Below are 26954 nucleotides of genomic sequence, written 5' to 3'. Positions count from 1 at the left end.
GCTGAACTGGACGGACAGACGCCGCTTGTGCTGAAACTCCATCGACGATGAATCACCGGTGGCCAAAATTGCTTTCACGACGCAGCTTTCTCATTCAAGCAACTGGTCTTGCCGCGGCTGGCGCGCTTTCGCGCCCGGCGTTCAGCCAGACCGGACAGCGCGTCCAGCCCATCGACGCCACCTTCCTGTTCATTGCCGATGTCCATGCCTGCCGCATGGCGAGTGGCCTGAGCCCCAACTGCCAGTTGGAAGGCAAGACCGACGCGGCACTGCTGCGCAACGTGGCGGCGCTGAACGCCATCGTTGACAAGGACTGGCCGGCCGAGATCAACGGCGTTGCCACCGGCCTGCGTTCGGCCGGCAACAGGATCGGCATGCCGCTCGGCCTTGTCGTTGGCGGCGACATCACCGACGATGGTGGCGGCCAGATCACCCAGCCGAGCGAGGGCACGCAATTGCTGCAATTCAGCCAGCGCTACAGCCAGGGCGTCGGCCCGGATCGCGTGCATATGCCGGTCTATGTCGGGCTCGGCAACCATGATCTCGACCAGAACGGTCCGTCGCACCATGTCGACTGGTATCGGCGCGAACTGCGCGACTATGTTGAGGTCAACCACCGCGCCGGCGTCTTCTTCAAGCCACCCGTGCCGGCCACTGACTATGATGTCGACACCGACTGCTATTCATGGGACTGGGGCGGCCTGCATCTCGTCCAGACGCACCGCTTTGCCGGCGACACCGGCCATGGCGCCGACAGCAGCCTGCCATGGCTGAAGCAGGATCTTGCGACCTATGCGGCGGATGGCCGCCCGGTCATCCTGTTCCAGCACTATGGCTGGGACACGTTTTCGACGGAGCGGTGGGATCCTGCCAGGCGCACCTACGACGATGACGGCGCCGGCCCGCCGCACTGGTGGGGCGAGGCCGACAGGCAGGCGCTTCTGGCGGCGCTGAAGGGCTACAATGTCGTCGGCATTTTCCACGGCCATCAGCATGACGCTTCGCTGATCTATCGTCGTAACGGGCTCGACCTGTTCAAGCCGAAGGCCGCCTATATGGGAGGTTTCGCCGTGGCCAGGGTGACCAGCGATGGCATGGACGTCGTGTTGGGCGAGGCAACCGATGACCGTGGCGGGGTCACCTTCACCAACGCCTTCAGCAAGGGCTGGAGCACATGAAAAAGGCGGCCTTGGCGGCCGCCTTTTTCATGGGAGCATTTCTCGATGCGATATCAGAACGCCTTCTTGACCTTGGCCTTCACGTCGCCATAGGCCTTCTGCACTTTGCCGGCGATCTTGTCGGCCATGCCTTCAACCTGGGTCCTCCTGTTGCCGGTCGCCTTGCCGGCGGCCTGTTTGACAGATCCTTTGATCTGCTTGGCCACACCGGCAACCTGATCCCTGTTCACCACTTTCGCATCTCCTGGGAGTCCTTGAATTCCGGGGAATTCATCCGCGCGGATAAAACGGACTGGCATCGTTTAGGTTCCGGCAACCCGGAAGCAGACCAAACGCGCACAATTGCTTCCGCCGGCAAGGCTGGCAGGCTAGGCTGTGGACATGCGCCGACCGATCGTGCGCAAGGGGAGAAAAATGGCGGAATTCAAGCTCTACATCGGCAACAAATGCTTCTCCTCATGGTCGCTAAGGCCATGGGTGGCGATGAGGCATCTGGAAATCCCGTTCGAGGAAGGCTTTGTGCGGCTGCGCACGCCCGAAACCTTTGCCAACCTGGCAAAAGTGTCGCCGACCGGTCAGGTGCCGGTCTTGAATCACAATGGCAGGATCATCTGGGAAACCCTTGCCATCCTTGAGTATCTTGCCGACCTGTTTCCGGACAAGAAACTCTGGCCGGCCGATATCGACGCCCGCGCGCTGGCTCGCGCGGCGGCGACCGAGATGCATTCCGGTTTTCGCGACGTCCGCTATGGCTGGCCGATGAATTTGCGCCGGCCGAAGGGGCACAAGCCGCTCGACGCCGAAGGGGAAGTGCAGCGGGCTCGCATCGAGGCGCTTTGGCGTGAGTGCCGCGAACAATACGGTAAGGGCGGCCCCTTCCTGTTTGGCCATTTCACCGCGGCCGATGCCATGTACGCGCCGGTCGTCACCCGCTTCGACACCTATGGCGGCGAACTGGCCCCGGATACACGCGCCTATGTCGATGCCGTGCTGGCAACGCCAGCGATGCGGCAATGGTACGCGGAAGCGGCGAAAGAGCCGTGGCCGGAACCGGGTCCGGACGAATAGGATGCAGACGTCGACTGACGGCACTCTGAAGGAGGGCCCATGGCCAACAATGATGGACCGCACGAAACTACTGCGCCATTGATATTCCATTGCCGGCTGATTCCGCCGCGGCCGGACTTCGCTTTCACCATGACGGAGGAGGAGAGGGAACTGATGGGGCGGCATGCCGACTATCTGCGCGGCAAGCTGCGCGAGGGGACCATGATCTTGGCTGGCCCGGTCGCCGACCCGGCCGGCCCTTGGGGGCTGCTGATCCTGCGTGTCGGGAGCGAGGCCGAGGCAAGGGCCGTGACCGAAGGCGATCCGTTGTCGCGTTCGGGCCGCGGCTTCCATTACGAAATCCTGCCGCTGATCAGCGCGATCCTGTAACGAGGCCGGCATGGGCAGCCTAGCCCATGGGTAATAGCAGACTGCTGGAAAAGGCATGAGGTTGGCGCCAAGACATTCGCCGCCCGGCATTATGGCTGCACCGGGCGGCGGCTTGAGCACATGGTTTCAAGCTCAAACGCGTAGAATTTGACATCGTCGCGAAATGCCTCTACAAGAACTTCGTCGATATTTGTTTGACTGACTTTTGTTATCCGCGCTTTCGAGCGCGTCTTTGACGAACTTCCCACATCAAAAATCGAGACAAAAATCGTTGTGCATTCGCACCGCGGTTAACGAATATTTGCCATGGAAAGGGTTCGTCATGAGCACCGGCACAGTTAAATGGTTCAACGCCACCAAAGGTTTTGGTTTTATTCAGCCTGACGACGGCTCGGCCGACGTTTTCGTCCACATCTCGGCCGTAGAGCGCGCCGGCATGCGCGACATCGTCGAGGGCCAGAAGCTCGGCTACGAGATGGTCCGCGACAACAAGTCGGGCAAGATGTCCGCCGACCAGTTGAAGGCGGCCTGAAGAAAGAATTCAGCTGTCCCGGTGACCACGGATGTACTGGCACCGGTGATTGGCGAATTCTCGCGCGTGGCCACGGAAACCTGAGTTTCCAAGGCACATCATGCGCCATAAGAGGAGTGTCTCCTGTGCATCCATCTGGATGCGCGGTGCTCCCATGGAAGGTCAGGCGGTGCCTGGCCTTTTTCATTTTACGCTTGCTGCCGCCGAAAATGCGCTGCGCATCGGGCTGAACGTGCTAAGGGACGCTCCAGCAATTAGAATCCGCTGCCGTATTGCCCCGATGCCGTTTGCTTAGTGCGTGGTCCTGACCGAAGACCCGGTCTGGCCCTGACGGCACCAGGCTCCTGACAGGAGAAAGATTTTGACCGCCCATTCGAAGACAGCCGCCGATCCGGCGGTGTCGCTGTTCAGCAAGACGCAAACCCAGTCGATGTCGCTCGGCCGCATCATGTCCGAGCGCGATGCCGTCAGCGAAGCGCGGGAAGCCAAGACCGCACGCTTGCGCGAACTGCGCCTGGAAAAGGAAGCTGACGAGATGGCCGCGGCCGCAGCACTCGCGGCGCTGCCGAAACGAGCCGGAAAACGCTGATGGCCACCAAGCGCGTACCGCCAACGCCGATCGCCGCCGATGCGACCATCGCCGACATGGTCGAAGGTCTCGACAAGCCGGTCGAGTACGTCCGGCGCGTGCTGGAAAAACTCGAACGCTGCAAGCGCGCCCATGGCGATGCCCAGGTGCGCGTCGGTGTGCGCGGCCGTGCCGAGTGCCCGAACTATCTGATCGAATATGTCCGCGAGGACGCCAAGACCCATGAGCGGGTGACCTACCAGGATGCCGCCTATAGCGGCAGCACGCATCGTGAATTGGCGCCGCATCACATCGAGGCGGTAAAGAACTGGTCGCCCGAGGAAATGAACATCACGGCGGTTTCGGCGCTGATCGGCCGCTTGCGCAATCCGCGCGCACCATCATCGCGTTTCGTCGACGAGGACTGACATGGCCATAAAATTCTCCACCAAGGATCAGCCGGCAGCGCCGGTCCCCGCTGCAAAGCCGGCCAAGCCGGTTGCCGCGAAGGCCGGTGAACTCGCCGACGCCGCGACCGACCTGTTCAAGTCGCCGGCGGACGCACCGAAGGGCAAGACGGCCAAGAAGAAATAGCGCCTTGCCGCAGGACGCCGAACGCAATCCGGCCATGCCGGGCCTGCTCGCCCTGGTCGCCGCCGCAAACCTTGTGTCGTCGCAACGCGAGACTGCTCCGCTTTTTGACTGCCAGAGCTGCGGCGCCTGCTGTTCCTATTCGGCCGAATGGCCTCGCTTCTCCACCGAGGATGAAGCGCAATTGGAGCGGATCCCGGAAAAATATGTGGCGGCCGACCTGTCGGGCATGCGCTGTGACGGCGCGCGCTGCTCGGCCCTGTCGGGCGAAGTCGGCAAATCGACCGCTTGCGGCATCTACGAACTGCGCCCCGACGTCTGCCGCGCCTGCATGCCTGGCGACGAGGAGTGCCTGATGGCGCGCCGGGCGCACGGATTTCCGACCTCTTAGCAACGATTGCCGGTGGCTTGTGCGCACCCTCCTTGCTGACTACGCTGCAACAGGGCAGGGCGTCGGAGGAAATCCATCGTGAGCATCGAATTTCTGTTGACGTCGCTGATCGTCGTGGCTTCGCCCGGCACCGGCGTTCTCTACACGCTGAGCGCCGGCCTTTCGCGCGGTGCGCGGGCCTCGATCATTGCCGCTTTCGGCTGCACGCTCGGCATCATCCCGCACATGGCTGCCGCCATCACTGGCCTTGCGGCACTGCTGCACACCAGTGCGGTCGCCTTCGAGACGCTGAAATATCTCGGAGTCGCCTATCTGCTCTACATGGCCTGGAACACGCTGAAGGAGAAGGGCGGCCTCAGCGTCGAGGACGATGTCGCGCCGCGCTCGGCCGGCAAGGTCATCGCCACCGGCATCCTCGTTAATGTACTCAATCCGAAACTGTCGATCTTCTTTTTCGCCTTCCTGCCGCAATTCGTCAGCACCACCGAGCCCAATGCGCTGTCGAAGATGCTGGAACTCAGCAGCGTCTTCATGCTTTTGACCTTCGTGGTTTTCGTCGGCTACGGCATCTTCGCCGCTTCAATCCGCAGCCACGTCGCCTCGCGGCCAATGGTGCTGACCTGGATGCGCAGGACATTTGCCGGCGCCTTCGTCATGCTCGGCGCCAAGCTCGCGCTGGCGGACCGCTAGGCACCTTGGTTCGGGAAGCACGCCTGGGCGCTGAGGTTCGGGCCATTCGCCAGCGACGTGAGGAAGGCCGGCAGCACGGTCTGGAATGTGTAGGAGACCTGAACGCTCGAAAAACCGGACAGGCCCGAGCAGGTGGTGTTGTTGCTGATGGTGATGTTGGCGTTGCTGAGCACGATGCCGTCGGTTGCCGCCCTGGTGCTGATATAGCTGATCGCGCTGGTGGCGTCGTAGACGCCGTTCTGGGTGCATCCGCTCTGCAGCACGCCGACGCAACGCGCGCCGGCCGCGGCGATTTCATTCAGCACATGCTGGGCCCAGTACATGCGGCCGAACTCGAACGTGCCCATCAGCACCATCAGCAGCGGCACCGACAGCAGCGCGAACTCGACGGCTTGCGCACCGGATCTGTCGCGCAGGAAGGATCGGCGAGGGCTCATTGCGGTTTCACCACTGCCTGGATGGTGATGTTGCCGTTGCTGACGATGCCGAAACCGCCGAAAAGCGGCGTATAGGGCTTGCTGGCCGTGATCGTCACGAATTTTCCGGCGATGCCGCCGGCACTGCAGATGCTGCCGCATGCCACCGGGGTGCTCCAGGCCACGGCCCCGGAACTGCCTGGGCAGTAGCAGAGGTCGGCATTGGCGGCCGTGCCGCTTTGGGTCGCCGTGGATGTGGTAGCGTTATAGGCAAGCGTCGCACCATTGTTGATGACGACCTGAATGCCGCCGCCATTGCCGCTCAGGCCGCTCGTCACCACTGTTGCAATGTTGCCGGCCAGCGCGCTGCCGCCGGAGGAATTGACCTTGTCGCCATTGAGCAGCGCGTAGTTCGAACCGGCCGAGACCGCCGAGCTCAATTCGAATTTCGCCTTCAGCGAACCGCCTATGTCGACGGTTCCCGCCAGGATAATCAGCAGTACAGGGCTGACCAAAGCGAACTCGACCGCCGACACGCCTGCTTTCTGGCGCCGCAGAAAGTCCGTGAACGAGGAACGTCCGTTGGCAAGCTGGCTGCTGTCGGCGCGTGGCAGCTTTCTCATTGCACGAGACTCACCTTGCTGCTGGCACTGGTGCTCGAGGCGGCGATGCATTCCGACGCGGCCGCGGTGCCGCCCGATAGCGTGATGCGTGAGCCGATCATCTGCAAGCACTTGGTCGTGTCGGTCTTCGATCCCAGCACGCTCGAGCCGCCATTCATGACGATCGGGCCGTAGGGAAAGTAGAATGCGCCTGATATCTGCGCGTTGGAGCCGCCCTCGGCGAAGGTCGCGCCGCCAGTGTTTGTGGTTGCTGTCGGACCGATCACTGCAAGCTTCGCCGTCGCTCCCGATTGAGGTGCGGTGAGCACGATGTTGCTGTAGCCGGCGGCGACGCAGAAGACATAGCCGTTGCAACTGCCCGAACTGGATTTGGTCTTGCCTGACAGGACAAGCGTTACATTGGCGCCGCTGACGCTGATCGTGCTGCCGTTGCAGTTAGCGCTGCCGCCGCCATTGCCGCCTAGCGCGAAATAGCCATCCACGGTGTAGACGCCGGCGCCGAGCAGGATGGCGCCCGAGCCGGCGAAGTTGCCGGAGATGTCGTGCTGGGCCGCGGCCGGCACCACAAAGCAACTCCCGCCGCCGCCGCCATTCACATTGCCGACGACTTGGAAAACGCTGTTGGCGCCGGTCGCGTCGGCCATGATCGTCGTCGAACCCCCGCCCAGCGTGATGGCATCGCCATTGCTGCCCGGGCCGATCTTGTAGGAATTGGTCGTGCCCGAGCCAAAGGTGAGCGTCGAACCGCCGGTGTTGGTATAGCCGCCGGGGAGCTCGAAAATGCTCGGTCCGCCGAAGATCAAGGTAGACGCGTTGCAGATGCTGACCTGCCCCCCGCCGTTGCAGGCGTTATCGCTGCGGCCGATCTTGAAGGTGCCGGCGCCGAAGGTCGTGGTGCCGTAACCCGTGGTCAGCCCCTTGGCGAAGTTGAACGTGCCGGCGCCAAAGCTTGTTGTTCCGGCGGTGGTGACCTGCTTGCCGAAATTGTAGGTGCCGGCCCCGAACGTGGTGGTTCCCGCCGTGGTGAGGGTCTTGGCGAAGTTGTAGGTGCCTGGCCCGAAATTGGTGGTGGCACTGGTCGTGAGATCGCCGGCGATATTGTAGACGGTCGTTGCCGCGCCGCTTGTGGCGAAGTTGAGGTTGATGCCGCCGCCGATGGTGACGATGCCCAGGTTGACCGTGGTTTTGCCGCCGCAGTCCAGCGTCCAGGTCGATGACGACGATGCCCAACTGGCGGTGCAGCCGACTGCGTTCGCCTGGCCCTGAGTGGGGCCTTGGTTCCAGCCGAAGTCGATGTCTTTGCCGTTGGGAGTGGTCGGCGCTGTTGGCGCGGCCGTTGTCGAAAGCGCGGCAACCGTTGCAATGCGGGCCACCGCGGCCGTGACCGCGGCATTGCTGGCCAGCGGGTCGGGGGTTGATTTCTTGGTGATCACCGCGGTCGCCCCACCTGGGCCGGTGATGCCGTTGCAAGGCTGGCTCGGGGCGGCGGCGGAATTGTAGTTGACGCCGAGCGCCGAAATGCTGGTGCCGCACGGGACGGTCACCGTGTTGTTGGAAGAGACGGTGCATTTCGGTGCCGAGATCGAGGTGCCGCCGCTCAGCGTCAGGCCGGTCTGTATGCCGTCGAGCGCAAGCATGCATCCGGGCGTCTGCGGCTGTGCGCCAACCTCTGCCACGGAATTTGCGTAGATCTGCAGTTGCTGGCGATCATTGAGGACGCGTGCCAGGAACAGGGTCCTGTAGGTGTTGATCGACACCGAGACGGCGTTGACGCTGGTCGTTTTCGGGGAAGCAACCAGGCTGACCTGTACATTGGCGGCGGTGACGCCGTTGAGCACCGCGACGCTGACGGCGGTCGCAGTCATCTGGTCGGTGGACTTGTTCACATTGTAGGCAAGCGCCCCTGCATAGGCCGACAGGTCGGCCACGCGCTGATTGTCGGCCCGCTCGACCAGAGCGGCGCCATATTCGGTCACCAGGGCGGCCATGCCGATCAGCACCGGCATCACCAGTGCCGAGATGATCAGCACGTTGCCGTCGCGGTTCCGCAAAAATCGCCGGAAAAACTGCATCGATGGTTACCCGACACGCTACACGCTGGAGCAACCTCTCCGTGCTCTCGCCCTTTAGTAATCGCAAATATGTTAAAAAATATTGTCCGACAAATTTGCGCGGCGCCGCCAAGGCGTAGTCGGAGTCGCTGATTTTGCTTAGAAAACTGCACAAGAAGGAGGCAGTTCCAAAAAGGTGAGATCACTCCGCGCTCGTGAGATATCAGCAAAGGCACAACAAAAAAGGGCGCCTTTCGGCGCCCTTTCCGTATCTGAAGGCTGATAGGGCTGGATTAGAAATCCATACCACCCATGCCGCCCATGCCGCCGCCGCCCATGCCGCCAGGCATGCCGCCGCCAGCCGACTCCTTCTTCGGAGCCTCCGCGATCATGGCTTCGGTGGTGACGAGCAGGCCGGCAACCGAGGCCGCGTCCTGGAGGGCCGTACGGACAACCTTGACCGGATCGACGATACCCATGGCGATCATGTCGCCATATTCGCCGGTCTGGGCGTTGTAGCCGAAGGTCGCTCCCTTGTTCTCAAGGATCTTGCCTGCAACGATCGAAGCTTCCGCACCGGCGTTCGAGGCGATCTGACGGGCCGGAGCCTGCAGTGCGCGACGCACGATGTTGATGCCAGCTGCCTGGTCGGCATTGGCGCCGGTGGCCTTGATGTTGGCCGAAGCGCGCAGGAGAGCGACGCCACCGCCTGCAACGATGCCTTCTTCGACGGCCGCGCGGGTCGCGTTGAGGGCGTCATCGACGCGGTCCTTCTTTTCCTTGACTTCGACTTCCGTCGCACCGCCGACGCGGATCACCGCAACGCCGCCCGCGAGCTTCGCGAGACGTTCCTGCAGCTTCTCCTTGTCGTAGTCCGAAGTGGTCTCTTCGATCTGCTGCTTGATCTGGGCAACGCGGCCCTGGATCTCGGCCTTCTTGCCGGCGCCGTCGACGATGGTGGTGTTCTCCTTGGAGATCGACACCTTCTTGGCGCGGCCGAGCATGTTGAGGCCGACGTTCTCGAGCTTGATGCCGAGGTCTTCCGAGATGACCTGGCCACCGGTCAGGATGGCGATGTCTTCCAGCATGGCCTTGCGGCGATCGCCGAAGCCCGGAGCCTTGACGGCGGCGATCTTCAGGCCGCCACGCAGCTTGTTGACGACCAGCGTGGCCAGAGCCTCGCCTTCGACGTCTTCCGAGATGATGAGCAGCGGCTTGGAGGTCTGCACGACGGCTTCGAGAACCGGCAGCATGGCCTGGAGGTTGGAGAGCTTCTTCTCGTGCAGCAGGATGTAGACGTCCTCGAGCTCGGCAACCATCTTGTCGGCGTTGGTGACGAAGTAGGGCGAGAGGTAGCCGCGGTCGAACTGCATGCCTTCGACGACTTCGAGTTCGGTCTCGGCGGTCTTGGCTTCCTCAACGGTGATGACGCCTTCGTTGCCGACCTTCTGCATCGCTTCCGCGATCATCTTGCCGACCGACTCGTCGCCATTGGCCGAGATGGTGCCGACCTGGGCAACTTCCTCGGAGGTCTTGATCTTCTTGGCAGCCTTGCCGAGAGCCGCGACGACTTCGGTGACGGCCAGATCGATACCGCGCTTCAGGTCCATCGGGTTCATGCCGGCGGCAACGGCCTTGTGGCCTTCCTGGACGATCGACTGCGCCAGAACGGTCGCGGTCGTGGTGCCGTCGCCGGCGATGTCGTTGGTCTTCGAAGCAACTTCGCGGACCATCTGCGCGCCCATGTTCTCGAACTTGTCTTCAAGCTCGATTTCCTTGGCGACGGTGACGCCGTCCTTGGTGATGCGCGGGGCGCCGAACGACTTGTCGATGACGACGTTGCGGCCCTTGGGGCCGAGGGTCACCTTCACCGCGTCGGCGAGGATGTTGACGCCGCGCAGCATGCGCTCGCGGGCATCACGGGAGAATTTTACGTCTTTAGCAGCCATTTTTTAGCTCCTGGCAGGGGCTTGGGGTAAGCCCGAATTCAGTTGACGGTGAGGCCGATAATCAGCCGATGATGCCCATGATGTCGGATTCCTTCATGATCAGAAGGTCTTCGCCATTGAGCTTGACTTCGGTGCCCGACCACTTGCCGAACAGGATGCGGTCGCCAGCCTTGACGTCCAGCGGGACCAGCTTGCCAGCTTCGTCGCGAGCGCCGGAGCCGACGGCGATGATTTCGCCTTCCTGCGGCTTTTCCTTTGCCGTATCCGGGATGATGATCCCGCCGGCGGTCTTGGATTCGGATTCGACCCGGCGAACGACCACGCGGTCATGAAGCGGGCGGAACTTCGACTTTGCCATTTTTTCTTCCTCGATGAGAACGGTGAGAAACAGTTCCTCCGTCCGGCGAAGCCGGACATGTGGTTAGCACTCACCAAGGGCGAGTGCTAACGTAGCGCTGAAATAGGCTGCCGACCTCAGAGAGTCAAGGCGCGCGGGAAGGGGCAATCGCAGGAAATTTTTCTCGTGCTGCCGGGCGATTGCGCAAAATAAGGGCTGCCGCCCGAACTCTGCCCGAATGCCGTCCTGCCGATCGGCAATCAGTGTCCGAGACTTAAGCCGATTTCCCGGGTTTCAAAATCAAGCAGCAGGCTGTTCTTCTCGAAATACCGGATGCCGACGATGTTGTGTTCAAGCCCGGGAATGACCTCCACTTCGGGATTGTAGGTTGTCTTGAAATTCCAATCCTCCTGGCCGTCTGCTTTTACCAGGACCTTTGTGCCGGGGTTCAGCGATGAGTACGGCGCCGAGGCGTCGGCAGGGACCATAATTGTTGAGTTGCCCGTATCGTAAAGCGTCGGCCGACATGTCGGTTCAAATCCCCATGAGATACAGGCGTCGATAGTGGGAAAATTGTATCGCCGGCTGGCCTCTTTCCATCTTTGCACCCTGAAGTCCTTTTTTACGTCCTGCGGCACGCCGATGTGGAGCGCCTCCACTTGCGGACAATTGCCGGCCTCATTCGTGCAGATTTTCCACTTTGCTCCTATCGGCGAGAGGTAATAGCCCCTGTCCAGGCCCGGGCCGACGCTTACAAGCGCGAGCGGCGATTTGATCATCCGATCTGGCCCGCCTCCGCCAACTGGCGAGATGCCGAAAATGCCCTTGGGCCAGAGCGGGCCACCAACGATTTCTCCGGTGCTGCGCCTGACTTGCTTGTAGCGGATGAGGAATGGGATCGTGGTGTCGGTGGAGACTGGGGATTTCGGCGAACCGAAAGTCACGCGAGCGTAGGCGATGTTGCCATACTCATCGTAGGTTGCGTAGTTCATAACAGCCTGTTGGGTGCTGACCCTTATCCCGTCTATCTCCAGATCGTGCGTGATCTTGATTCCCGTGTCCGAGCAGATCTCTGCTGGGAGCACCGATTGGCATTCGATCGTCATTCCGCTCGATCCGGCATCAAACAGGATCGGCTGGTTTACCGTGTGATTGCCGAGCGAAAGGACCTTCACGTAAAGCATGCGAACATTCCTTGGCCTTCCCGGGTACTCCAATTTGATCAGGGGTACGGTCGATGCGCGTTCGTCTCCGGATTGGGCTGGTGACAATGTGGCCCCAAGCGCCAAGGCGATTGCCATCAGACGTGCAAAGCATCGAAAGCGAATCTCCAAAATATCCCCCCGCAGGACTGAACTGCCGGAGAAAGTCTAGTTTGCGGCTGGCCGATGTAAAGTTTGTTGAGCGTGGCGGACCGGGTCCGTTGCGGCGAAACAGGCCGGATATTCATGTCGGCCGAGACTTCGATGTGCCGGCGTTACCCACCGATTATCATTCGACAACAGCCGTCCCAAAAAGCTTACCGGTGCCTCGGCGACCCAAGCACCAACAGCGGGCACCGCTCGGCGAGCCCATAGCTACCGGTCAAAGCGATGCGGACATCACCAAAGAAGGCTTGCGCCTCGCTCACCAGTGCAGTCGCCGGCGCGAAGCTGTAGATGGCCGGCGAGTTCCGATAGACATCGATGGTGCCAATGGTGAGCAGGTCCCAGCCCGTGCGAGCCGAAAGCACTTCGCGGTCGGGAAACAGTGTATCGAATCTTTCCGCGATCGTCCTGACCGGAATGGCATGGTCGGGCTCATCGCCCGTCGCGGTCATGGCGACGCGCCATTTGAGTTCGTGGAAGGTCGAGACACTGCCCGACAGTGCAAGCGCTCGCACCGCCGCCGGATCGTCCGGTGTTTCGGGACCGGCAAAGAGACGCAGTCCAGCTCGGCCGTCGGTGCGCAGTACGCCGGCGATTGACGCAAACAGCGCCCGGCGCGCGGTTGAAAGGCCGAGCGCCGACAGGCAGCCGTCGCCGATCACCGCGTCGACGCTTGCGTCCGACATCGGCAAGTCGAGCCAGTCGCCGTTGATTGCCTTTCGCAACGCGGTGTCGCCTGGCCAGATACCGGCGATCATGTCGGCGGATTCGTCGACGGCCGTCATCGTCGTCCCGAGCCCGGCGAGTTCCGGCGTCACGCCGAGCAGAATGACGTGCGCCTTCGAAAGGTCGAGCTCACGCTCATAGGCTTCAACCGCTTCCGCCGGCGGCCGCAACGGTGGCCCGAGCAATTGCCAGTGCTCTCGAATGGCATTCCAATGGTCGGTCATCCACACCCCCAAGCCGGCATTGTATTTGCAGGCATAATCGAGGACGCTAATGAAACCAAGCTCGGGGGGCGCATGACACGCATCGCGGTTATTACGCATGAGTTCGACAGGTTCGAACGCCGGCGCGGCCCGCTGTTTCGCCGCGACAGTCCCTACATGCTTTTCGATCTGCTGGAGGAACTGAAGCGACGCGGCCATTCCGTCCGCATAATCCCCGGAACGTCGGCAAAGCCGGAGGCCGACATCGCTGTGCTGCACGTCGATGCGACCGTGACGCCCCCCGAATATGTCGAATACGCACGCGCTTTTCCCTTCTGCCTGAATATCGGGGCTGCAGACATCTCCAAGCGACGCGTCAGTGGCGCCGTGATCGGCAAGGATGACGGCTGGCTAGGGTCGGTCATCGTCAAGAGCAATCTCAACAATCTCGGGATGCGGGAGCAGGCGCTCAACCGGCGATCGCTGCGTGCCGGAAAGCCGAAGCCGTTTCCCGGTGTCGAGCCTATCGAGGGCTATCGCGTCTATGCATCCCTTTCGGATGTTGCGCCGGCGGTCTTCGCCCGCGGCGATCTCGTCGTCGAAAAATTCATTCCGGAGCCGGAGTCGGACGGCTTTGGCGCCCGCTTCTGGATATTCTGTGGCGAGCGCGAGCGCTGCACTCGCCATGTCTCGCCGCAGAGCCTCGTCAAGGGCGACGACACGATCCGCCGTGAGCCGGTACCGGTTCCCGAGGAGCTTCGCGCGCTGAGGCGCCAGCTTGGCTTCGACTACGGAAAGTTCGATTTCGTCATGCATGAGGGCAGGGCGGTGCTGCTGGATGCCAACAAAACGCCCGGCGGCGCCCGTAACCTTTCTGCGTTTGTGGCTGCCGGCAATGCCAACCTTGCCGACGGCTTCGAAGGCCTTATCCGCCAGGTCGCATAGCGGGCGCTCTGATGCTCACGCCGCCCGACACCTCTCATTCGGCGCAGCTCCCGACGATCGCCAGCGCTACAAAAACAGCCGCAACTGGGTGTGGATGATCGACCGGTAATCCTCGATGGTCCGACGGCTTTCCGCTTCGCCTTCCGCAAGCGCCAGACGCACCACGCCACCGGCGAGCTGGAAGATCAAAAGAACCATGCGTTCGAACTGCTCGTGCTTGCCCGGCTCGAGCAAGGCGATGACATGGTCGCAGAACATCTTGGCCTGATATCGGGTTTCGGCGATGTCGAGATTCTTCAGCGCCTTGTCGGCCTGGATGGCGTTCTGCAGATCCTGGATGGCCGGATCGCCGGCGACGCGGCTGAGGTAGTCGTCAAGCAACCGGTCGGCGGCGGCGATGACGTCCTTGGCTTCGCGGACATCGGCGATGATATCAGTCAATCGCGCGCGGCTGACCTCTGAAAACCGCTCATAGAGCATCGCCAGGATCGCCGACTTGTTGGGGAAGTAGTGATAGACGGTGGCGATCGGCCCGCCCGCCAGCATGCCGACCTCCTTCATGGTGACAGCATCGATGCCCTTCTCGCCGATCAGCCGCATGGTCGTCGACAGGATGGCGTCGATGCGCTCGCGGCTGCGCTCCTGCTTGGGTTTGCGCCTCGGTTCGGTCCCTGTTCGCCTTGCTTCCGTCATGCACCGGTCTTTCGCACGCATTGGCAAATTCTGGTTGACAAGAAATGTGATCAAGTATCAGTTTCTGAAATACTGACAGGTTGTCAGCTTTTTTGTGATCCGGCAAGAGACGTTGGGAGGCGGCTTTGGCATCTGGTGACGCATATACCGGAAGCGGCGATTGGCTGGTCGGCAATCCGACCGGCGGGCAGCTTGCCTCGGCCTTGTGGATCGGCTCGGTCGGTCTGCTCATTCTCGGTCTGCAACCCGTCCTGCTCGGCGCCCTCTACACCGAGGGCCATGTCAGCGGCGATGGACTGGCACTGGTCGCCACCGCCGAGATGATCGCCATTGCGATCGGCTCGGCGATCGTTGCGATGCTGCTGTCGGCCCACAACATGCGCTGGAAAAGTGCGATCCTCCTGCTCCTGCTGGCGCTGGCGAATGTCTGGACGGCCTATGCCGCCGGCGCCAGTGCGTTGATAGCGGCACGCGCCCTGGCCGGCCTTGCCGAAGGCGGCCTGGTCGCGGTCGCCACCGAATTGATTGCCCGTTCGCGGCGGGCCGAACGCATCGGCGGCTTTTTCGTCACCATGCAGACGCTGGCGCAATGCGCGCTGGCGCTGCTGCTGGCGCTCTATGTCATCCCGGACGCCGGTTCGGCGGGTGGCTTCCTTATTCTCGCGGTCGTCTGCGTCCTGTCGCTCTTCGTCGCCTTCGTTGTCCCTGCTGATTACGCCGACCTGCCCAAGGACGAGAACCTCGCCAATGTGCTGACGGTTCCTTCGATCACCGCACTGTTGTGCGTCTTCTGCTACTTCATGTTCTTCGGCTCGGTCTGGGCGTTCCTGGAGCCGCTTGGCGCCCAATTCGGCATCGATGGCCGCACCGTCGGCCTGATCGTCTCGGCCAGCCTCGCGGTGCAGGTCCTGGGCGCGATGACGGCGACCGTGTTCGAGGCGCGTATCGATTATCGCCTTGCCATTGTGGTGATCGGTGTGGTGGCGCTTTTGTGTTCGCTGGCTCTCGCTAGCGGACCTGGCCTCACCACATTCTGGGTCGCAGCCCTGATCATGGGTTTTATCCTCCTGTTCATCGTGCCCTACCAGATCCGGCTGGCGATCACGGCGGATGAGACACGTACGGCCGTGCTGTTGGTGCCGGCCGCGCAGCTCCTCGGCCTGGCGATCGGACCGGTTGCGGCCTCGCTGCTCATCGACGGCAAGGATTTTCGCCCGGTTCCGGAATTCGCCGCAGCCAGCGCCTTGGCCAGCGTGACGCTCCTCGGCTTGTTTGTCTTCGTGGCGCGGCGGCGCCGGGTTGTTGCGTGAGCGCCGTGTCGAACATCTGGAGCAACTGGTCGGGCTTTGTTACCGCCAAACCTCGCCTGATCGCGAGTCCCGCCGATGCCGGCGAACTCGGCGATCTCATTCGCACCGCACCCGGCCCGGTACGCGTCGTCGGCGCCGGTCATTCCTTCACGCCGCTGGTGAAATCCGAGGGCACGATCCTGTCTCTGGAGAGACTGGAAGGGCTGGTCTCGCATGACGTTGAAAAGCATCGGGCGCGCGTGCGGGCCGGGACGCGGCTCGGTTCGCTGATGCATATCCTGCAAGGTATCGGCCAGGGCCTGCCCAACATGGGCGATATCGACCGCCAGGCGATTGGCGGTGCTCTGGGAACCGCCACCCATGGCTCGGGACCGACACTCGGCGCCTATCACACGCAATTGGAGACGGTGCAAATCGTCGATGGGCTCGGCAAGGTCCGTGACTTCACCAGGGCAGGGGATCAGGACACGATCCACGCCATCGGTGTCGCGCTCGGTGCCTTCGGCATCTTCAGCGAAGTGACCCTGAACAACATCGCGACCTACCGGTTGCGGCGCCGCAAATGGGTGCTGCCGATCGCCGACATGCTGCGCGACTTCGAAAAGATGATGACCGCGCACCGCTCGGCCGAGTTCTACTACATTCCGTTCTCCGGCTACGCGCAGTTCATCGCCAGTGACTTCAGTGATGCGGCGACCACCACGCGCCCGACCGAAGATGATGAGGGCTCTTTGCGCACACTGCGCCGGCTGCGAACCGGGCTTGCCTGGCTGCCGTCGCTGCGTCGGCGGCTGATCCTCGGCGCGGTCGCCAAAGTGCCGTCCGAGGATTATGTGCAGGACTGGCTCAACGTCTATGCCAGCGACCGGCAGACCAAATTCAACGAGATGGAATATCACCTGCCGTTCGAGGAGGGGCCGAAGGCGCTGGCCGAAATCATCGAGCTGACCGAAAAGCGCTTTCCTGAAGTCTATTTCCCGATGGAGGTGCGCAGCGTCGCGCCCGATCAGTTCTGGCTCTCGCCCTTCTACAACAGGCCGACCTGCTCGATCGCCATCCACCATGATGCGGTGAGCGATCCGCTTCCGTTCATGCAGGCGGCCGAGCCGATTTTCCGCAGATATGGCGGCAGGCCGCATTGGGGCAAGATGCACAGCCTGAAAGCGGCGGACTTCAAGAAGCTATACCCGCGCTGGGACGATGCCATGGCGGTGCGCCGCGACATCGATCCGCAAAATCGCTTCGTATCGCCCTATATGGCTGGGCTGTTCGGCATCGAGCCCAGTCCTTTTGGCATCGAACGATGAGCGCGTATTTCGCCACGCTCTCGGAGGCACTGGAGCAAGCCGGCATCTTCCAGCCCTGCCTGCTGCTCGACCTCGACCGGCTGGATAGCAACATTGCCCTGGTGAAGGAGAGGCTCGACCCCAGTCTTGCCGTGCGGCTGGTCGACAAGTCGCTCGCTTGCCTGCCGCTGCTTTCGCATATCGGCAAGACGCTCGGGACCGATCGCTTCATGACTTTCCATCCACCGATCAGCGCGGCGGTGCTGAAGGCGTTTCCGGATGCGGATCTGCTGTACGGCAAGCCGATGCCGGTCGAGGCGGCAAGAGCGGCGCTGGTGAAGGGTGACGCTGACTGGTCGCGTGTCTGCTGGCTGATCGATACGCTGCAGAGGTTGGCGGAATATGGCGCTCTCGCAGCCGAACTCGGCATCGAACTGCGCATCGCCTTCGAGATCGATGTCGGGCTGCATCGCGGCGGCTTCGCCGAGCCGGAGGCCTTGTCGCAGGCGTTGAAGGTGCTGTCGGCCTATAAGAGGCTACGCTGCGAAGGCGTCATGGCCTATGAAGCGCACGCACCGCACATTCCCGGCCTGTTCGGCGGCCCGGCCAAGGCGTTGGCACAGGCGTCGGAACGGGCCGCCGCTTTCGTCGCGTGTCTGAGTGCGGACCAGCGAGGCATTCTCAACATTGGCGGCAGCAAGACCGCTCTGCTCCATCACGGCGGCGCTGCCAATGAAGTGTCGATGGGGTCAGCCTTCGTGCTGCCCAGCGATTTCGACACCTCTGGCCTCGAAGGTTTCCAGCCGGCGGCCTTCATCGCGACGCCGATCCTGAAAGTGGTCGAACAGATTCTGCCGGGTCCGCCGGTCGTTTCCCGTCTGCTGCAGGCGCTCGGCCGGTTTCCGCGCAAGGGCTGCTATCTCTATGGCGGCAAATGGATGGCCGAGCCGGTCTTTCCCGAAGGCATGAAGACGAACGGCCTGCTCGGCCTGTCTTCCAACCAGCAATTCATGGGCCTGCCCGCCGATGCCGTCGCCAGGCCCGGCGACTACGCGTTCCTGCGACCGACGCAGAGCGAGGCCGTGCTGCAGCAATTCGGGCCGATCGCGGTGTTTTCCGGTGGCAGGATCGTCGATCGCTGGCCGGTGTTGCCGATGATGTGATCGAGTCGGACAAATCCATATAGTTGACTGCGTCAAGTAAATGGATGATCCTGTAAAGACAGGAGATGCCCATTACGATCCACCATCAGCCCAGCAACGATGCGCCCAACAAACAGCTGATCGATGCGGTCAGGGCGTTCAACCGCTTCTACACCCGCCAGATCGGGCTGCTTGACGAAGGGCTGCTGAAAAGCGCCTTCTCGCTGACCGAGGCGCGCGTGCTCTACGAACTGGCGCATCGCGACGGGCTGACCGCGACCGACCTTGGACGCGATCTCGGTCTCGATGCCGGTTATGTCAGCCGTTTGCTGAAAAAGTTCGAACGCCTTCACCTGATCTCCAGATCGACGCTGGTTTCGGACGCCAGGCAATCGTCGATTGCGCTGACCAAGGCGGGCAGGAATGCCTTCGCGCCGCTGAACAAGGATTCGCACGACCAGGTCGCGGCGCTACTCGACCGGCTGCCCGCGTCGGAGCAGGACCGGTTGGTGAAATCCATGCGCACGGTCCAGGCTCTATTGGACGAAACCGCCGAGCCCAAAATCCCCTATCTGTTGCGGCCGCTGCAGATAGGTGACATCGGCTGGATCACGCGCCGGCAAGGGCTGCTCTATGCGCAGGACTATGGCTGGGACGAAACCTATGAGGCGCTGGTCGCCGAAATCCTGGCGGCCTTCGTCAAATCCTTCGATCCGAAATGGGAGCGCAGCTGGATCGCCGAGCGCGATGGCGAGGTCGTCGGCTCCGTCTTCGTCGTGCGCAAATCGCCCAAGGTGGCCAAGCTGCGCCTGCTTTATGTTGAACCGTCGGCGCGCGGTCTCGGCATCGGCAAGCGGCTGGTCGAGGAATGCATCGGCTTTGCCCGCGCCAAAGGCTACAAGACGCTGACCCTGTGGACCAACGACATCCTGACCGCCGCCCGGCAGATCTACCAGGCCGCCGGCTTCAAACTGATCGAGGAAGAGGCGCACCATTCCTTCGGCAAGGATCTGGTTGGCCAGAACTGGGATCTCGATTTGTGATCTTCCGCTAGGCTTTTACCGGTATCCATATCTCCAGCCCGCCATTGCCGCTGCGCGGATCGAACTCCGGGCCATAGCGTTCGAATTCCGGCGCGTCCGATATTTCGTGCCCGGAGGCCGGCAGCCATTTGTTCCAGATCGTGTTGACGGTGCGGCGGATGGTCGAGATGTGCTCGCGATGCGAAAACACCGCATATTTCTGAGGCGGTATGCGCACGCGGCTGAATTCTCGGGGAAGGTCGGAAAAGTCCGAGACCTCGACGCCGGCGATGTAATCGAAATTGCCGGCATCGTCGCCGTTGACGCAGACGCCATAGGCGACGTCGCCGGTCTCGCCCGGAATGTTGCCGATATAGGGGCCGAAGCGTTGCCACTGCATTGGAATGGCGGCGCTGGTTTCGCAGCTGTAGCGCTCGCCGAGCCCGGCGATCAGGAACGGCCGGCTGGTCTCAAAGCGTGGCGGTTCGAGGTTGGCGAGAAGGGATTGGTCCATCAGGATCGGCTCCACGAGGTCGAGGGTCTTGGTTGAGCCTTGCGCGCGCACCAGCTCCGGCGCGGTGCCGAACTGGTCGCGGAAGGCCCGGGTGAAAGCCTCATGCGAGTTGTAGCCGGCGTCGAGCGCCACCGAGAGGATGTCGGGCGCCCCGCCGGCCAGCTTGCGTGCGGCCTCGGTCAGCCGACGTGCGCGCATATAACCCATGACTGAGCGGCCGGTGGCGGCGCCGAAGGCGCGCGTCACATGAAAGCGCGACACGCCGCTGCTTTGCGCGACGTCTTCGAGTGTAACAGCCTCCGGTAGATGGCTCTCGACAAACCACAGCGCTTTCTCGGTCGGGTTCATGGCGCTCCTTCTCGCATCGGCCGGATCATACTGCCGCCTTTCCAGGCGGCCAGTTTGATCGAAATTGCGCAGCACGCAAATTTGGTCGGGAAAGTCATCGAAGCGATTGCGCAAACGTTTCGATGACATTATGGTCTCCCAAATCCGCCGAAGATCAACGAGAGCGGACTGGGAAACGCATCATCAGGGAGGAGCGCTTGCCAGCACTCCGTTTGGGTTACCATGCCGACAATGGCTGAGGTCGCGCGCCGCGCCGGCGTGTCGGTTTCGACCGTCTCGCATGTCATCAACCGCACCCGCTTCGTTTCGCCAGAGAAGGCGCGGCTTATCAACGATACGATTGCCGCAATGGGCTATCAGCCCAATGAACTGGCGCGGTCGCTGAAAGTCGCTTCGACCAACAGCGTCGGCCTGGCGATATCGGCGATTTCCAATCCTTATTTTACCGACATCATCTGCGCGGTGGAGGCCGAATGCGCCCGCCTCGGCCTCATGGTGTTCCTGTCCGACACGCAAGAGGATCCCGACCGCGAGCTTTCGGTGGTCCGCGCCTTCCACCAGCGCCGGGTCGACGGCGTCATCCTGGCGCCGTCGGGTGCGCCGCAGCGTGCCATCGACTACCTCGCCGAGAAGAAGCTGCCTTGCGTGCTCATTGACCGCTTCGCCGACGAGCGCTTCGACCAGATCGGCGTCGAGAACCAGTCGTCGATGAGGGCGCTGATCGATCATGTCGCCTCCTTCGGCCACAAGCGCATCGGCTACATCGCTGGCCAGCCGGGGCTGGCGACAACCCGCGAACGCATCGAGGCCTTTCGCGTCTCGCTCGCCGCCAATGGACTTGAGTGCCTGCCGCACTATGTCTCGCCGGATAATGTCGACACGGCGAGTGCGACGGCATCGACCCATGCGATCCTGTCCCTGCCGTCGCCGCCCACCGCATTGGTCACGGGCAACAACATGACGACGATCGGGGCAGTCCGCGCCATTCGCGAGAGAGGTCTCTCCATCCCCGGTGACCTCTCGCTTGCCGGCTTCGACGACTTCGAATGGGCCGATTGCTTCGAGCCGCGGCTGACGCTGGTCGCGCAGCCCTGCACCGAGATCGGACGGCAGGCGGCAGCCTTGCTGTGCGCACGCATTGCATCTACCGGCCTGGAGCCACAGTCGGTGCGGCTACAGGCGGCGCTGCAGGTCCGAGAGTCCTGCGCGAGGCCGGACCCCATGAGGTCAGCCCCCATGGGGTCAGCATGAGCGCGCCGCTGCTTTCCGTTACCGGTGCTGTCAAACGCTTCGGCGGCGTCCAGGCGCTGCGCGGCGTCGACTTCGACTTGAAGGCCGGCGAGATCCACGCGCTGCTCGGCGAGAACGGGGCCGGCAAATCGACGCTGATGAACCTGTTGTCGGGCGTCTACACGCCCGATGAAGGCACCATCCACATCGACGGCAAGCCGGTCACCTTCAACAACCCGCGCGAGGCGCAAGCGGCCGGCATCGCCACCATCTTCCAGGAGCTCGACCTGGTGCCGACGCTCGACGTCGCCGCCAACCTGTTCCTCGGCCGCGAACTGATGCGGCCGGGCGGCTTCCTCGACGTGCCGGCGATGCGCAGCGAGGCCCGCAAACGGCTCGAAGCCATCGAGCTTGCCATCGATCCGGCCAGCATGGTGGCGAACCTGTCGATCGGCCAGCGCCAGGTCGTGGCGATCGTCAAGGCGCTGTCCTACGCGTCGCGTGTGCTGATCATGGACGAGCCAACGGCGGCACTCACCGTGGGTGAGGTCGACAGGCTGTTCGACATCATGCGCAAGCTCGCCGCCAGCGGCGTCGGCATCGTCTACATTTCGCATCGCCTCGAAGAAGTGCCGCAGATCGCCGACCGAGTGACGGTTATGCGTGACGGGCGTGTCGCCGGCGTCACCGAGCCGCACGCGCCGCAGGCCGAGCTGGTCCGGCTTCTGGTCGGTCGGCCGCTGGACGAGCTTTATCCCGAACGGTCAAGGGCGTCCGGCAAGACGCTGCTCAGCCTGCGCGATGCGCGCTTCAGGCTCGCCCATGAAAGCGCCGGATGGCAGCCGCCGGCCGGCATCTCGCTCGACGTCAAGGCCGGCGAGATCGTCGGACTGGCCGGCATCATGGGGGCAGGGCGTACCGAGCTGCTGAGTGCGCTCTATGGCACCGGTCTGTCTGGCCGTTGGGAAGGCGAGGTGGCCATCGACGGCCGGCCTGTAAGGCTGGATTCGATCGCGGCGGCCCGCGCGGCCGGCATTGCCTTCGTCACCGACGACCGACGTGGCAGCGGCCTGATGCTCAGAATGGCTGTGGGCCTCAACCTGGTCATGTCGGTGATCCGCCGCATCTCGCCGTTCGGCCTGATGTCTCAGCGCCGCCAGGCGGATGCGGTGAAGCAGTCCTTCGGCCAGTTCGACATCAGGCCGAAGAATTCAGACATCGCTGTCGGCGCGCTGTCCGGCGGCAACCAGCAGAAGGTGGTGCTGGCCAAGGAGATCCTCGGCAATCCCCGGCTGCTGCTGCTCGACGAGCCGACGCGCGGTGTCGATGTCGGTGCCAAGGGCGAGATCTACGCGCGGCTCAGGCAGTTGGCGGCGCAAGGGCTCGGCATCCTGGTCGCGTCCAGCGAGATGCCGGAGCTGATCGGTCTCTGTGACCGGATCGTGGTGCTGCGACAGGGGCGAAATGTGGCGGAATTCATCGGCGGCGTCGACGAGCACACGGTGCTTGCCGCTGCAAATGGCAGGGAGGCCTGATGTCTGAACAGAAGATCTCGGAGGCAAGCGGTCCGGTGGCCGCGGCACCGGCGCATCGAGATCCGCTCGCTTTGGTGGTGCGCTTCCAGAGCCTGATCGGCCTGGTCGTGGTGGCGATCGGCGGCATCATCTTCTCGCCGCGCCGGCATGGCCATATCCTGTTCCTCGACCCCGACAACATCGCCAACATCGTGCGCGCCGTGTCGGAGACCGGCATCATCGCCATCGGAATGACCTTCGTCATCATTACCGCCGGCATCGACCTGTCGGTGGGCGCGGTGCTTGGCCTGTCCAGCGTTGTCACCGCATCGATGATGATCTCGGGCGGTTTCGGGCTCATTCCCACCATCCTCGCCGTGCTCGTCATGGGCATCGTCTTCGGCGCGATCCAGGGCACCATCTCCACCCGGTTCCGGCTGGAGCCGTTCATCGTCACGCTCGCCGGCTTGCAGGCGGCGCGCGGCCTGGCGCTGGTCGTCTCGGGCAACCAGTACATCAACATTTCCTATGGCGACGGGCCAGGCCTGGCGCCGCCGGTTTTCGCGATCCTCGGCGAGCGGCTGTTCAACAACACCGTACCGGTCGCCACCATCGTCTTCATCGTCTTTGCCGCGATCGCAACCATCGTGCTCAACACCACGCGCTTCGGCCGCTATGTCTTTGCCGTCGGCGGCAATGAGCGAGCAGCGCGCATTTCCGGCGTGCCCGTCTCCATGGTGAAGATCTCGGTCTATGCCATCACCGGCTTTGCCGCCGCTCTTGCCGGCATCGTGCATGCCGGCCAGTTCAATTTCGGCAGCGCCAATGACGGCATGGGCTACGAACTCACCGCGATCGCCGCCGTGGTCATTGGCGGCACCAGCCTCTTCGGCGGCGCCGGCTCGATGGTCGGCACGGTGGCCGGCACTATCATGCTGGGCGCACTCGCCAACATCCTGCAGCTCAACAACATCACGCCCGCCATGCAGTTGCTCGCGACCGCCGCGATCATCGTGCTGGCGGCAGTGCTTCAATCCCTCGTTCGCCGCCGCGAGGGTTTGGGTCGTTAGGAGGAGGCGGCAGAAACTGCAAAACCAATGTCTGGCCCCGGCCCGACGAGGAGGAGAATGAGTATGAAAACCACAAGACAAGGATCACGGCGCGCGCTTCACGTCGCGTTGTTGGCAGGCTCATGCCTGTGCATGGCGGGAGCGGCACAAGCCGCCGAGCCGCTGGTCAAGGCCTGCGCCAAGGACGGCCAGTTCATCATCGGCTTTTCACAGGCGAACAATGCCGAGCCCTACCGCCAACATGTCAATGACGAGCTGACGGCGGCCGCCAAGGAAGTGCCGGGCTTCACGTTGCAGATCGCCGACGGCGCCGGCAACGTCAACACGCAGACCTCGCAGGTGGACAACTTCATCACCCAGAAAGTCGATCTGCTGCTGATCTCGCCCTTCGAGGCGGCACCGCTGACACCGGCGGTCAAGCGCGCCATGGATGCCGGCATCCCGGTCATCGAGCTCGACCGCAAGACGGTCGGCGATCCCGGCAAGGACTACACCGCCTTCATCGGCGGCGACAATTACAAGATCGCGCTCGAAGCGGGCAAGTACACCGCCAAGACCTTGCTGCCGGAAGGTGGTGAAGCGGCGGTGCTGGAAGGTCTCCCGAGCTCGACGCCGGCTGTCGAACGGTTGAACGGCTTCAAGGACGGCGTCAAGGAGAATGCCAAGATCCAGGTCGTCGCCGAGCAGGCGGCGGACTGGGTGCCGGATAAAGCCCAGACCGCCTTCTCGGCCATGTTGCAGGCGCATCCCGACATCAAGGTGCTCTACGCCTCGAACGACATGATGGCGGCTGGCGCGCTGCTTGCCGCCAAGGGCGCTGGCAAGCAGGTCAAGATCATCGGCACCGACGGCCTGCCAGGCCCTGCCGGCGGGATCGAGGCCGTGGCCAAGGGCGACTGGGCGGCGACCTTCACCTATCCGACGGGTGCGAAGGAAGCGATCGAGATGTCGAAGAAGATCCTGCTCGATTGCGCGACTTCGGTGGATACGACGGTCACCGTCGACACGACAGCGATCACGCCCGAGAACGCCAAGCAACTGGCGGGAAAGTAAGGTCTGTCTGTAGACTATTCGATCCGGGGCGGGGTTCACGCGAACCTCGCCCCGTCTGCGTTTGCAAACGTCACCGGCAGCTCGCGGTGGCAAGGGATTGACAGCGGCAGAGGATATCTCTTTAACAGTTTTGTTATTACATTACAGACGGAGATATCGCACGCCCCTATCTGATGAGGTTGCAGTCTGTTGGTGCCGCGATGGTGACAGGACCAGTCGAAAAGAATTGTTGCGATGCGCCAGGGGCAAATCTACGATGCTCCGGTGATGGTCCCCGCGCCGAAAGGCAAGGGGTGAAAAGGGAACACGGTGAGACCCTCCGAGGTCGAGGCCGTGGCTGCCCCCGCAACTGTAAGCGGTGAGCAAGATCCGACATGCCACTGGCCGGCAAGGCTGGGAAGGCAGGATTGCGCCGAGACCCGCGAGCCAGGAGACCTGCCATCACTGAGTTGACCGGACGGGGTGTGCCGGGAGGAAACGTGGACGTCGGTCTTGTCGGCCGGCTCGCCAACATCCTTCCGTCGCCAGTTTTGGAAAGTGACGGAAAGTTGGACGGCTCCATCGATCATCGCATCATCGTGTGCACTCTCTGCCGTGACGTCCCGACCGGGGTCAGGTCGGGCCAAAGCCTCTGCGCCGACTTACGCTCCCGGCTCTCAGCCCACCATGAGCCCGCGGTGGCAAATGGTTTCACGGTCGAAGGCGTCGAATGCATGGCGGGCTGCGCGCGGCCGCTGACGGTGGCTTTCCAGGCGCCAGGCAAGGCAGCCTACCTCTTCGGCTCCATAGACGCCGAGGCCGATGCCGGCGATCTCGTGCGATTTGCCAGGCTTTACGCCTCGCTCGCCGACGGCTGGTGCAATTCCGGACAACGTCCGCCGCGACTGGCTGGCAAGACGCTGGCCCGCATTCCGGTACCAGGCAAGCCTGCGGGAGACAGCCGATGACAACGCCACTTCTGGACGCCCGCAATTTGAGCGCGACGGCAAATGGGCGGAATCTGGTCCATGCGGTCAGCCTGTCGGTTGCCGCTGGTGATCGCCTCGCCATCATTGGCCCCAACGGCGCCGGCAAGACGACGCTGCTGCGCATGCTGTCGGGCATGCTGAGGCCAAGTTCGGGCGAGGTGAAGCTTGGCGGGCGCCGCCTGGACAGGATCTCGACCGCCGAACGGGCATTGCACATCGCCGTCGTCGGCCAGACCGACCAGCCGGATCCGCGGCTGGCGGTGATCGACTATGTCGAGCTTGGCCGCGTCCCGCATGCCGGCCTGAGGCGCAGGAGCGAGGAACACGACATTGTCGTGAACGCGCTGCGTCGGACCAGCTTGTTGCCGCTGCTTGGCCGCAGCATCGGCTCGCTGTCGGGCGGGGAACGCCAACGCGCCCAGCTGGCGCGCGCCATCGCACAGCAACCGAAAGTGCTGTTCCTCGACGAGCCGACCAACCATCTCGATCCGCGCGCCCGCGCAGAACTTCTCGAACTCGTGGCCGGCTTCGGCATGACGGTGATCGCCGTGCTGCACGATCTGGCGTTGGTGGCGCCCTTCGCCACCAGAGTCGCGGTAATGAATGAAGCGCGGCTGCATGCGCTGGCTGCACCGCGCGAAGCGCTGACGCAACAGCTGATCCGCGAGATTTTCGGTGTCGACGTGTTTCGCCTGCGCCACCCCACCGAGGACCGCGAACTGACGGTGTTCGATGTTCCGAACCGCGCCGCGCCGCCGTCCTGATCAAACCCTTCATCCGACACTGTTCAACCAAGGAGC

At 62.9% G+C, this 26954-nt stretch carries 30 protein-coding genes and 1 riboswitch; of the genes, 20 read left to right on the top strand and 10 right to left on the bottom strand.

The features are described from left to right. Positions 1-47 precede the first annotated feature (47 nt). Entirely contained in the window at positions 48-1178 is a 1131-nt protein-coding gene (locus HGP13_RS25285; protein ID WP_172230215.1) for a metallophosphoesterase, read from the top strand. Positions 1179-1231: 53 nt separating this feature from the next. Here the strand turns inward: HGP13_RS25285 and HGP13_RS25280 are convergent, their stop codons facing one another. Then, a complete protein-coding gene (locus HGP13_RS25280; RefSeq protein WP_246707118.1) occupies positions 1232-1411 on the bottom strand; it encodes a CsbD family protein in 180 nt (59 codons plus the stop codon). A gap of 181 nt (positions 1412-1592) precedes the next feature. Here HGP13_RS25280 and HGP13_RS25275 point away from each other — a divergent pair, with 181 nt between their 5' ends. The 8 genes from HGP13_RS25275 (at position 1593) to HGP13_RS25240 (ending at position 5387) form a co-directional block, all read left to right on the top strand. After that, a complete protein-coding gene (locus tag HGP13_RS25275) occupies positions 1593-2246 on the top strand; it encodes a glutathione S-transferase family protein (protein ID WP_172230160.1) in 654 nt (217 codons plus the stop codon). Between the two features lie 39 nt (positions 2247-2285). Continuing rightward, positions 2286-2615 carry a YciI family protein gene (locus tag HGP13_RS25270; RefSeq protein WP_172230157.1) on the top strand — a complete coding sequence of 110 codons (330 nt, stop codon included), beginning with the start codon at positions 2286-2288 and terminating at the stop codon, positions 2613-2615. A 322-nt stretch (positions 2616-2937) separates the two neighbouring features. Beyond that, complete coding sequence (locus HGP13_RS25265; protein ID WP_010915421.1) at positions 2938-3147, top strand: cold-shock protein; 210 nt, start codon at positions 2938-2940, stop codon at positions 3145-3147. Positions 3148-3508: 361 nt separating this feature from the next. Beyond that, complete coding sequence (locus HGP13_RS25260) at positions 3509-3736, top strand: hypothetical protein (protein WP_172230154.1); 228 nt, start codon at positions 3509-3511, stop codon at positions 3734-3736. After that, entirely contained in the window at positions 3736-4143 is a 408-nt protein-coding gene (locus HGP13_RS25255) for a hypothetical protein (RefSeq protein WP_172230151.1), read from the top strand. The genes HGP13_RS25260 and HGP13_RS25255 overlap by 1 nt, the downstream gene beginning before the upstream one ends. A gap of 1 nt (position 4144) precedes the next feature. Continuing rightward, positions 4145-4309 (top strand): hypothetical protein, encoded by a 165-nt coding sequence (locus HGP13_RS25250; RefSeq protein WP_172230148.1) that lies wholly within the window; start codon positions 4145-4147, stop codon positions 4307-4309. A gap of 4 nt (positions 4310-4313) precedes the next feature. Next, a complete protein-coding gene (locus HGP13_RS25245; RefSeq protein WP_172230145.1) occupies positions 4314-4697 on the top strand; it encodes a YkgJ family cysteine cluster protein in 384 nt (127 codons plus the stop codon). A 78-nt stretch (positions 4698-4775) separates the two neighbouring features. Beyond that, positions 4776-5387 carry a LysE family translocator gene (locus HGP13_RS25240; RefSeq protein WP_096456686.1) on the top strand — a complete coding sequence of 204 codons (612 nt, stop codon included), beginning with the start codon at positions 4776-4778 and terminating at the stop codon, positions 5385-5387. Here HGP13_RS25240 and HGP13_RS25235 read toward each other — a convergent pair. The 7 genes from HGP13_RS25235 to HGP13_RS25205 all read right to left on the bottom strand — a co-directional run bounded on the left by HGP13_RS25235 (position 5384) and on the right by HGP13_RS25205 (position 13080). Continuing rightward, entirely contained in the window at positions 5384-5824 is a 441-nt protein-coding gene (locus HGP13_RS25235) for a TadE/TadG family type IV pilus assembly protein (protein WP_172230142.1), read from the bottom strand. The genes HGP13_RS25240 and HGP13_RS25235 overlap by 4 nt on opposite strands. After that, a complete protein-coding gene (locus HGP13_RS25230; RefSeq protein WP_172230139.1) occupies positions 5821-6426 on the bottom strand; it encodes a TadE/TadG family type IV pilus assembly protein in 606 nt (201 codons plus the stop codon). Before HGP13_RS25230 ends, HGP13_RS25235 begins: the two co-directional genes overlap by 4 nt. Continuing rightward, a complete protein-coding gene (locus tag HGP13_RS25225) occupies positions 6423-8498 on the bottom strand; it encodes a TadE/TadG family type IV pilus assembly protein (protein ID WP_246707117.1) in 2076 nt (691 codons plus the stop codon). Before HGP13_RS25225 ends, HGP13_RS25230 begins: the two co-directional genes overlap by 4 nt. A 272-nt stretch (positions 8499-8770) precedes the next feature. Then, positions 8771-10426, bottom strand: coding sequence for a chaperonin GroEL (gene groL / locus HGP13_RS25220; RefSeq protein ID WP_091577362.1), 1656 nt, complete (start codon positions 10424-10426; stop codon positions 8771-8773). 61 nt (positions 10427-10487) lie between these two features. After that, on the bottom strand, positions 10488-10784 hold the full coding sequence (gene groES / locus HGP13_RS25215) for a co-chaperone GroES (protein WP_006203049.1): 297 nt from the start codon (positions 10782-10784) through the stop codon (positions 10488-10490). A gap of 239 nt (positions 10785-11023) precedes the next feature. Further along, positions 11024-11947, bottom strand: a complete 924-nt coding sequence (locus HGP13_RS25210; RefSeq protein ID WP_172230136.1) for a hypothetical protein — start codon at positions 11945-11947, stop codon at positions 11024-11026. A 335-nt stretch (positions 11948-12282) separates the two neighbouring features. Then, positions 12283-13080: a class I SAM-dependent methyltransferase gene (locus HGP13_RS25205; protein WP_172230133.1), complete on the bottom strand. Its 798-nt coding sequence runs from the start codon at positions 13078-13080 to the stop codon at positions 12283-12285. Between the two features lie 72 nt (positions 13081-13152). Here HGP13_RS25205 and HGP13_RS25200 point away from each other — a divergent pair, with 72 nt between their 5' ends. Further along, the gene (locus tag HGP13_RS25200; protein WP_172230128.1) at positions 13153-14004 is read left to right on the top strand and encodes a hypothetical protein; all 852 of its coding nucleotides are present in this window, start codon (positions 13153-13155) and stop codon (positions 14002-14004) included. 66 nt (positions 14005-14070) lie between these two features. Here the strand turns inward: HGP13_RS25200 and HGP13_RS25195 are convergent, their stop codons facing one another. Then, entirely contained in the window at positions 14071-14697 is a 627-nt protein-coding gene (locus HGP13_RS25195; protein WP_172230125.1) for a TetR/AcrR family transcriptional regulator, read from the bottom strand. Positions 14698-14822: 125 nt separating this feature from the next. Between HGP13_RS25195 and HGP13_RS25190 the strand changes: the two genes are divergently transcribed. The 4 genes from HGP13_RS25190 (at position 14823) to HGP13_RS25175 (ending at position 19478) form a co-directional block, all read left to right on the top strand. Further along, positions 14823-16007 carry an MFS transporter gene (locus HGP13_RS25190; protein WP_172230122.1) on the top strand — a complete coding sequence of 395 codons (1185 nt, stop codon included), beginning with the start codon at positions 14823-14825 and terminating at the stop codon, positions 16005-16007. 5 nt (positions 16008-16012) lie between these two features. Next, on the top strand, positions 16013-17314 hold the full coding sequence (locus HGP13_RS25185; RefSeq protein WP_172234844.1) for a D-arabinono-1,4-lactone oxidase: 1302 nt from the start codon (positions 16013-16015) through the stop codon (positions 17312-17314). Beyond that, positions 17311-18456, top strand: coding sequence for a DSD1 family PLP-dependent enzyme (locus tag HGP13_RS25180; protein WP_172230119.1), 1146 nt, complete (start codon positions 17311-17313; stop codon positions 18454-18456). The genes HGP13_RS25185 and HGP13_RS25180 overlap by 4 nt, the downstream gene beginning before the upstream one ends. 65 nt (positions 18457-18521) lie before the next feature. After that, positions 18522-19478: a helix-turn-helix domain-containing GNAT family N-acetyltransferase gene (locus HGP13_RS25175; protein WP_172230116.1), complete on the top strand. Its 957-nt coding sequence runs from the start codon at positions 18522-18524 to the stop codon at positions 19476-19478. Positions 19479-19485: 7 nt separating this feature from the next. Here the strand turns inward: HGP13_RS25175 and HGP13_RS25170 are convergent, their stop codons facing one another. After that, positions 19486-20319 (bottom strand): AraC family transcriptional regulator, encoded by an 834-nt coding sequence (locus HGP13_RS25170; RefSeq protein ID WP_172234843.1) that lies wholly within the window; start codon positions 20317-20319, stop codon positions 19486-19488. A 222-nt stretch (positions 20320-20541) separates the two neighbouring features. Between HGP13_RS25170 and HGP13_RS25165 the strand changes: the two genes are divergently transcribed. The 6 genes from HGP13_RS25165 to HGP13_RS25140 all read left to right on the top strand — a co-directional run bounded on the left by HGP13_RS25165 (position 20542) and on the right by HGP13_RS25140 (position 26918). Next, positions 20542-21570, top strand: coding sequence for a LacI family DNA-binding transcriptional regulator (locus HGP13_RS25165; protein WP_172230113.1), 1029 nt, complete (start codon positions 20542-20544; stop codon positions 21568-21570). Next, the gene (locus HGP13_RS25160) at positions 21567-23084 is read left to right on the top strand and encodes a sugar ABC transporter ATP-binding protein (protein WP_172230110.1); all 1518 of its coding nucleotides are present in this window, start codon (positions 21567-21569) and stop codon (positions 23082-23084) included. The genes HGP13_RS25165 and HGP13_RS25160 overlap by 4 nt, the downstream gene beginning before the upstream one ends. Further along, entirely contained in the window at positions 23084-24133 is a 1050-nt protein-coding gene (locus HGP13_RS25155; protein ID WP_172230107.1) for an ABC transporter permease, read from the top strand. Before HGP13_RS25160 ends, HGP13_RS25155 begins: the two co-directional genes overlap by 1 nt. Positions 24134-24196: 63 nt before the next feature. Then, positions 24197-25186, top strand: coding sequence for a substrate-binding domain-containing protein (locus tag HGP13_RS25150; protein ID WP_172230104.1), 990 nt, complete (start codon positions 24197-24199; stop codon positions 25184-25186). Positions 25187-25437: 251 nt separating this feature from the next. After that, positions 25438-25644: riboswitch (cobalamin riboswitch) on the top strand. A 6-nt stretch (positions 25645-25650) separates the two neighbouring features. Next, positions 25651-26133: a DUF1636 family protein gene (locus tag HGP13_RS25145; RefSeq protein WP_348647150.1), complete on the top strand. Its 483-nt coding sequence runs from the start codon at positions 25651-25653 to the stop codon at positions 26131-26133. Further along, on the top strand, positions 26130-26918 hold the full coding sequence (locus HGP13_RS25140; protein WP_172230101.1) for an ABC transporter ATP-binding protein: 789 nt from the start codon (positions 26130-26132) through the stop codon (positions 26916-26918). The genes HGP13_RS25145 and HGP13_RS25140 overlap by 4 nt, the downstream gene beginning before the upstream one ends. Positions 26919-26954 lie beyond the last annotated feature (36 nt).

The sequence above is a fragment of the Mesorhizobium sp. NZP2077 genome, assembly GCF_013170805.1.
In the GTDB taxonomy this organism is placed as follows: Bacteria; Pseudomonadota; Alphaproteobacteria; order Rhizobiales; family Rhizobiaceae; genus Mesorhizobium.
The sequence above is the reverse complement of the archived record's forward strand: the minus strand, read 5'-3'. Positions and strand labels throughout refer to the sequence as shown.

Bases quoted from the DNA above. Each gene is read 5' to 3' on its own strand.
- HGP13_RS25160 (WP_172230110.1), top strand. From the start codon at position 21,567: ATGAGCGCGCCGCTGCTTTCCGTTACCGGTGCTGTCAAACGCTTCGGC.
- HGP13_RS25165 (WP_172230113.1), top strand. From the start codon at position 20,542: ATGCCGACAATGGCTGAGGTCGCGCGCCGCGCCGGCGTGTCGGTTTCG.
- HGP13_RS25225 (WP_246707117.1), bottom strand. From the start codon at position 8,498: ATGCAGTTTTTCCGGCGATTTTTGCGGAACCGCGACGGCAACGTGCTG.
- HGP13_RS25155 (WP_172230107.1), top strand. From the start codon at position 23,084: ATGTCTGAACAGAAGATCTCGGAGGCAAGCGGTCCGGTGGCCGCGGCA.
- HGP13_RS25250 (WP_172230148.1), top strand. From the start codon at position 4,145: ATGGCCATAAAATTCTCCACCAAGGATCAGCCGGCAGCGCCGGTCCCC.
- groL (WP_091577362.1), bottom strand. From the start codon at position 10,426: ATGGCTGCTAAAGACGTAAAATTCTCCCGTGATGCCCGCGAGCGCATG.
- HGP13_RS25255 (WP_172230151.1), top strand. From the start codon at position 3,736: ATGGCCACCAAGCGCGTACCGCCAACGCCGATCGCCGCCGATGCGACC.
- HGP13_RS25175 (WP_172230116.1), top strand. From the start codon at position 18,522: ATGCCCATTACGATCCACCATCAGCCCAGCAACGATGCGCCCAACAAA.
- HGP13_RS25150 (WP_172230104.1), top strand. From the start codon at position 24,197: ATGAAAACCACAAGACAAGGATCACGGCGCGCGCTTCACGTCGCGTTG.
- HGP13_RS25170 (WP_172234843.1), bottom strand. From the start codon at position 20,319: ATGAACCCGACCGAGAAAGCGCTGTGGTTTGTCGAGAGCCATCTACCG.
- HGP13_RS25205 (WP_172230133.1), bottom strand. From the start codon at position 13,080: ATGACCGACCATTGGAATGCCATTCGAGAGCACTGGCAATTGCTCGGG.
- HGP13_RS25140 (WP_172230101.1), top strand. From the start codon at position 26,130: ATGACAACGCCACTTCTGGACGCCCGCAATTTGAGCGCGACGGCAAAT.
- HGP13_RS25270 (WP_172230157.1), top strand. From the start codon at position 2,286: ATGGCCAACAATGATGGACCGCACGAAACTACTGCGCCATTGATATTC.
- HGP13_RS25230 (WP_172230139.1), bottom strand. From the start codon at position 6,426: ATGAGAAAGCTGCCACGCGCCGACAGCAGCCAGCTTGCCAACGGACGT.
- HGP13_RS25265 (WP_010915421.1), top strand. From the start codon at position 2,938: ATGAGCACCGGCACAGTTAAATGGTTCAACGCCACCAAAGGTTTTGGT.
- HGP13_RS25275 (WP_172230160.1), top strand. From the start codon at position 1,593: ATGGCGGAATTCAAGCTCTACATCGGCAACAAATGCTTCTCCTCATGG.
- HGP13_RS25180 (WP_172230119.1), top strand. From the start codon at position 17,311: ATGAGCGCGTATTTCGCCACGCTCTCGGAGGCACTGGAGCAAGCCGGC.
- HGP13_RS25235 (WP_172230142.1), bottom strand. From the start codon at position 5,824: ATGAGCCCTCGCCGATCCTTCCTGCGCGACAGATCCGGTGCGCAAGCC.
- HGP13_RS25210 (WP_172230136.1), bottom strand. From the start codon at position 11,947: ATGCTTTACGTGAAGGTCCTTTCGCTCGGCAATCACACGGTAAACCAG.
- groES (WP_006203049.1), bottom strand. From the start codon at position 10,784: ATGGCAAAGTCGAAGTTCCGCCCGCTTCATGACCGCGTGGTCGTTCGC.
- HGP13_RS25195 (WP_172230125.1), bottom strand. From the start codon at position 14,697: ATGACGGAAGCAAGGCGAACAGGGACCGAACCGAGGCGCAAACCCAAG.
- HGP13_RS25200 (WP_172230128.1), top strand. From the start codon at position 13,153: ATGACACGCATCGCGGTTATTACGCATGAGTTCGACAGGTTCGAACGC.
- HGP13_RS25285 (WP_172230215.1), top strand. From the start codon at position 48: ATGAATCACCGGTGGCCAAAATTGCTTTCACGACGCAGCTTTCTCATT.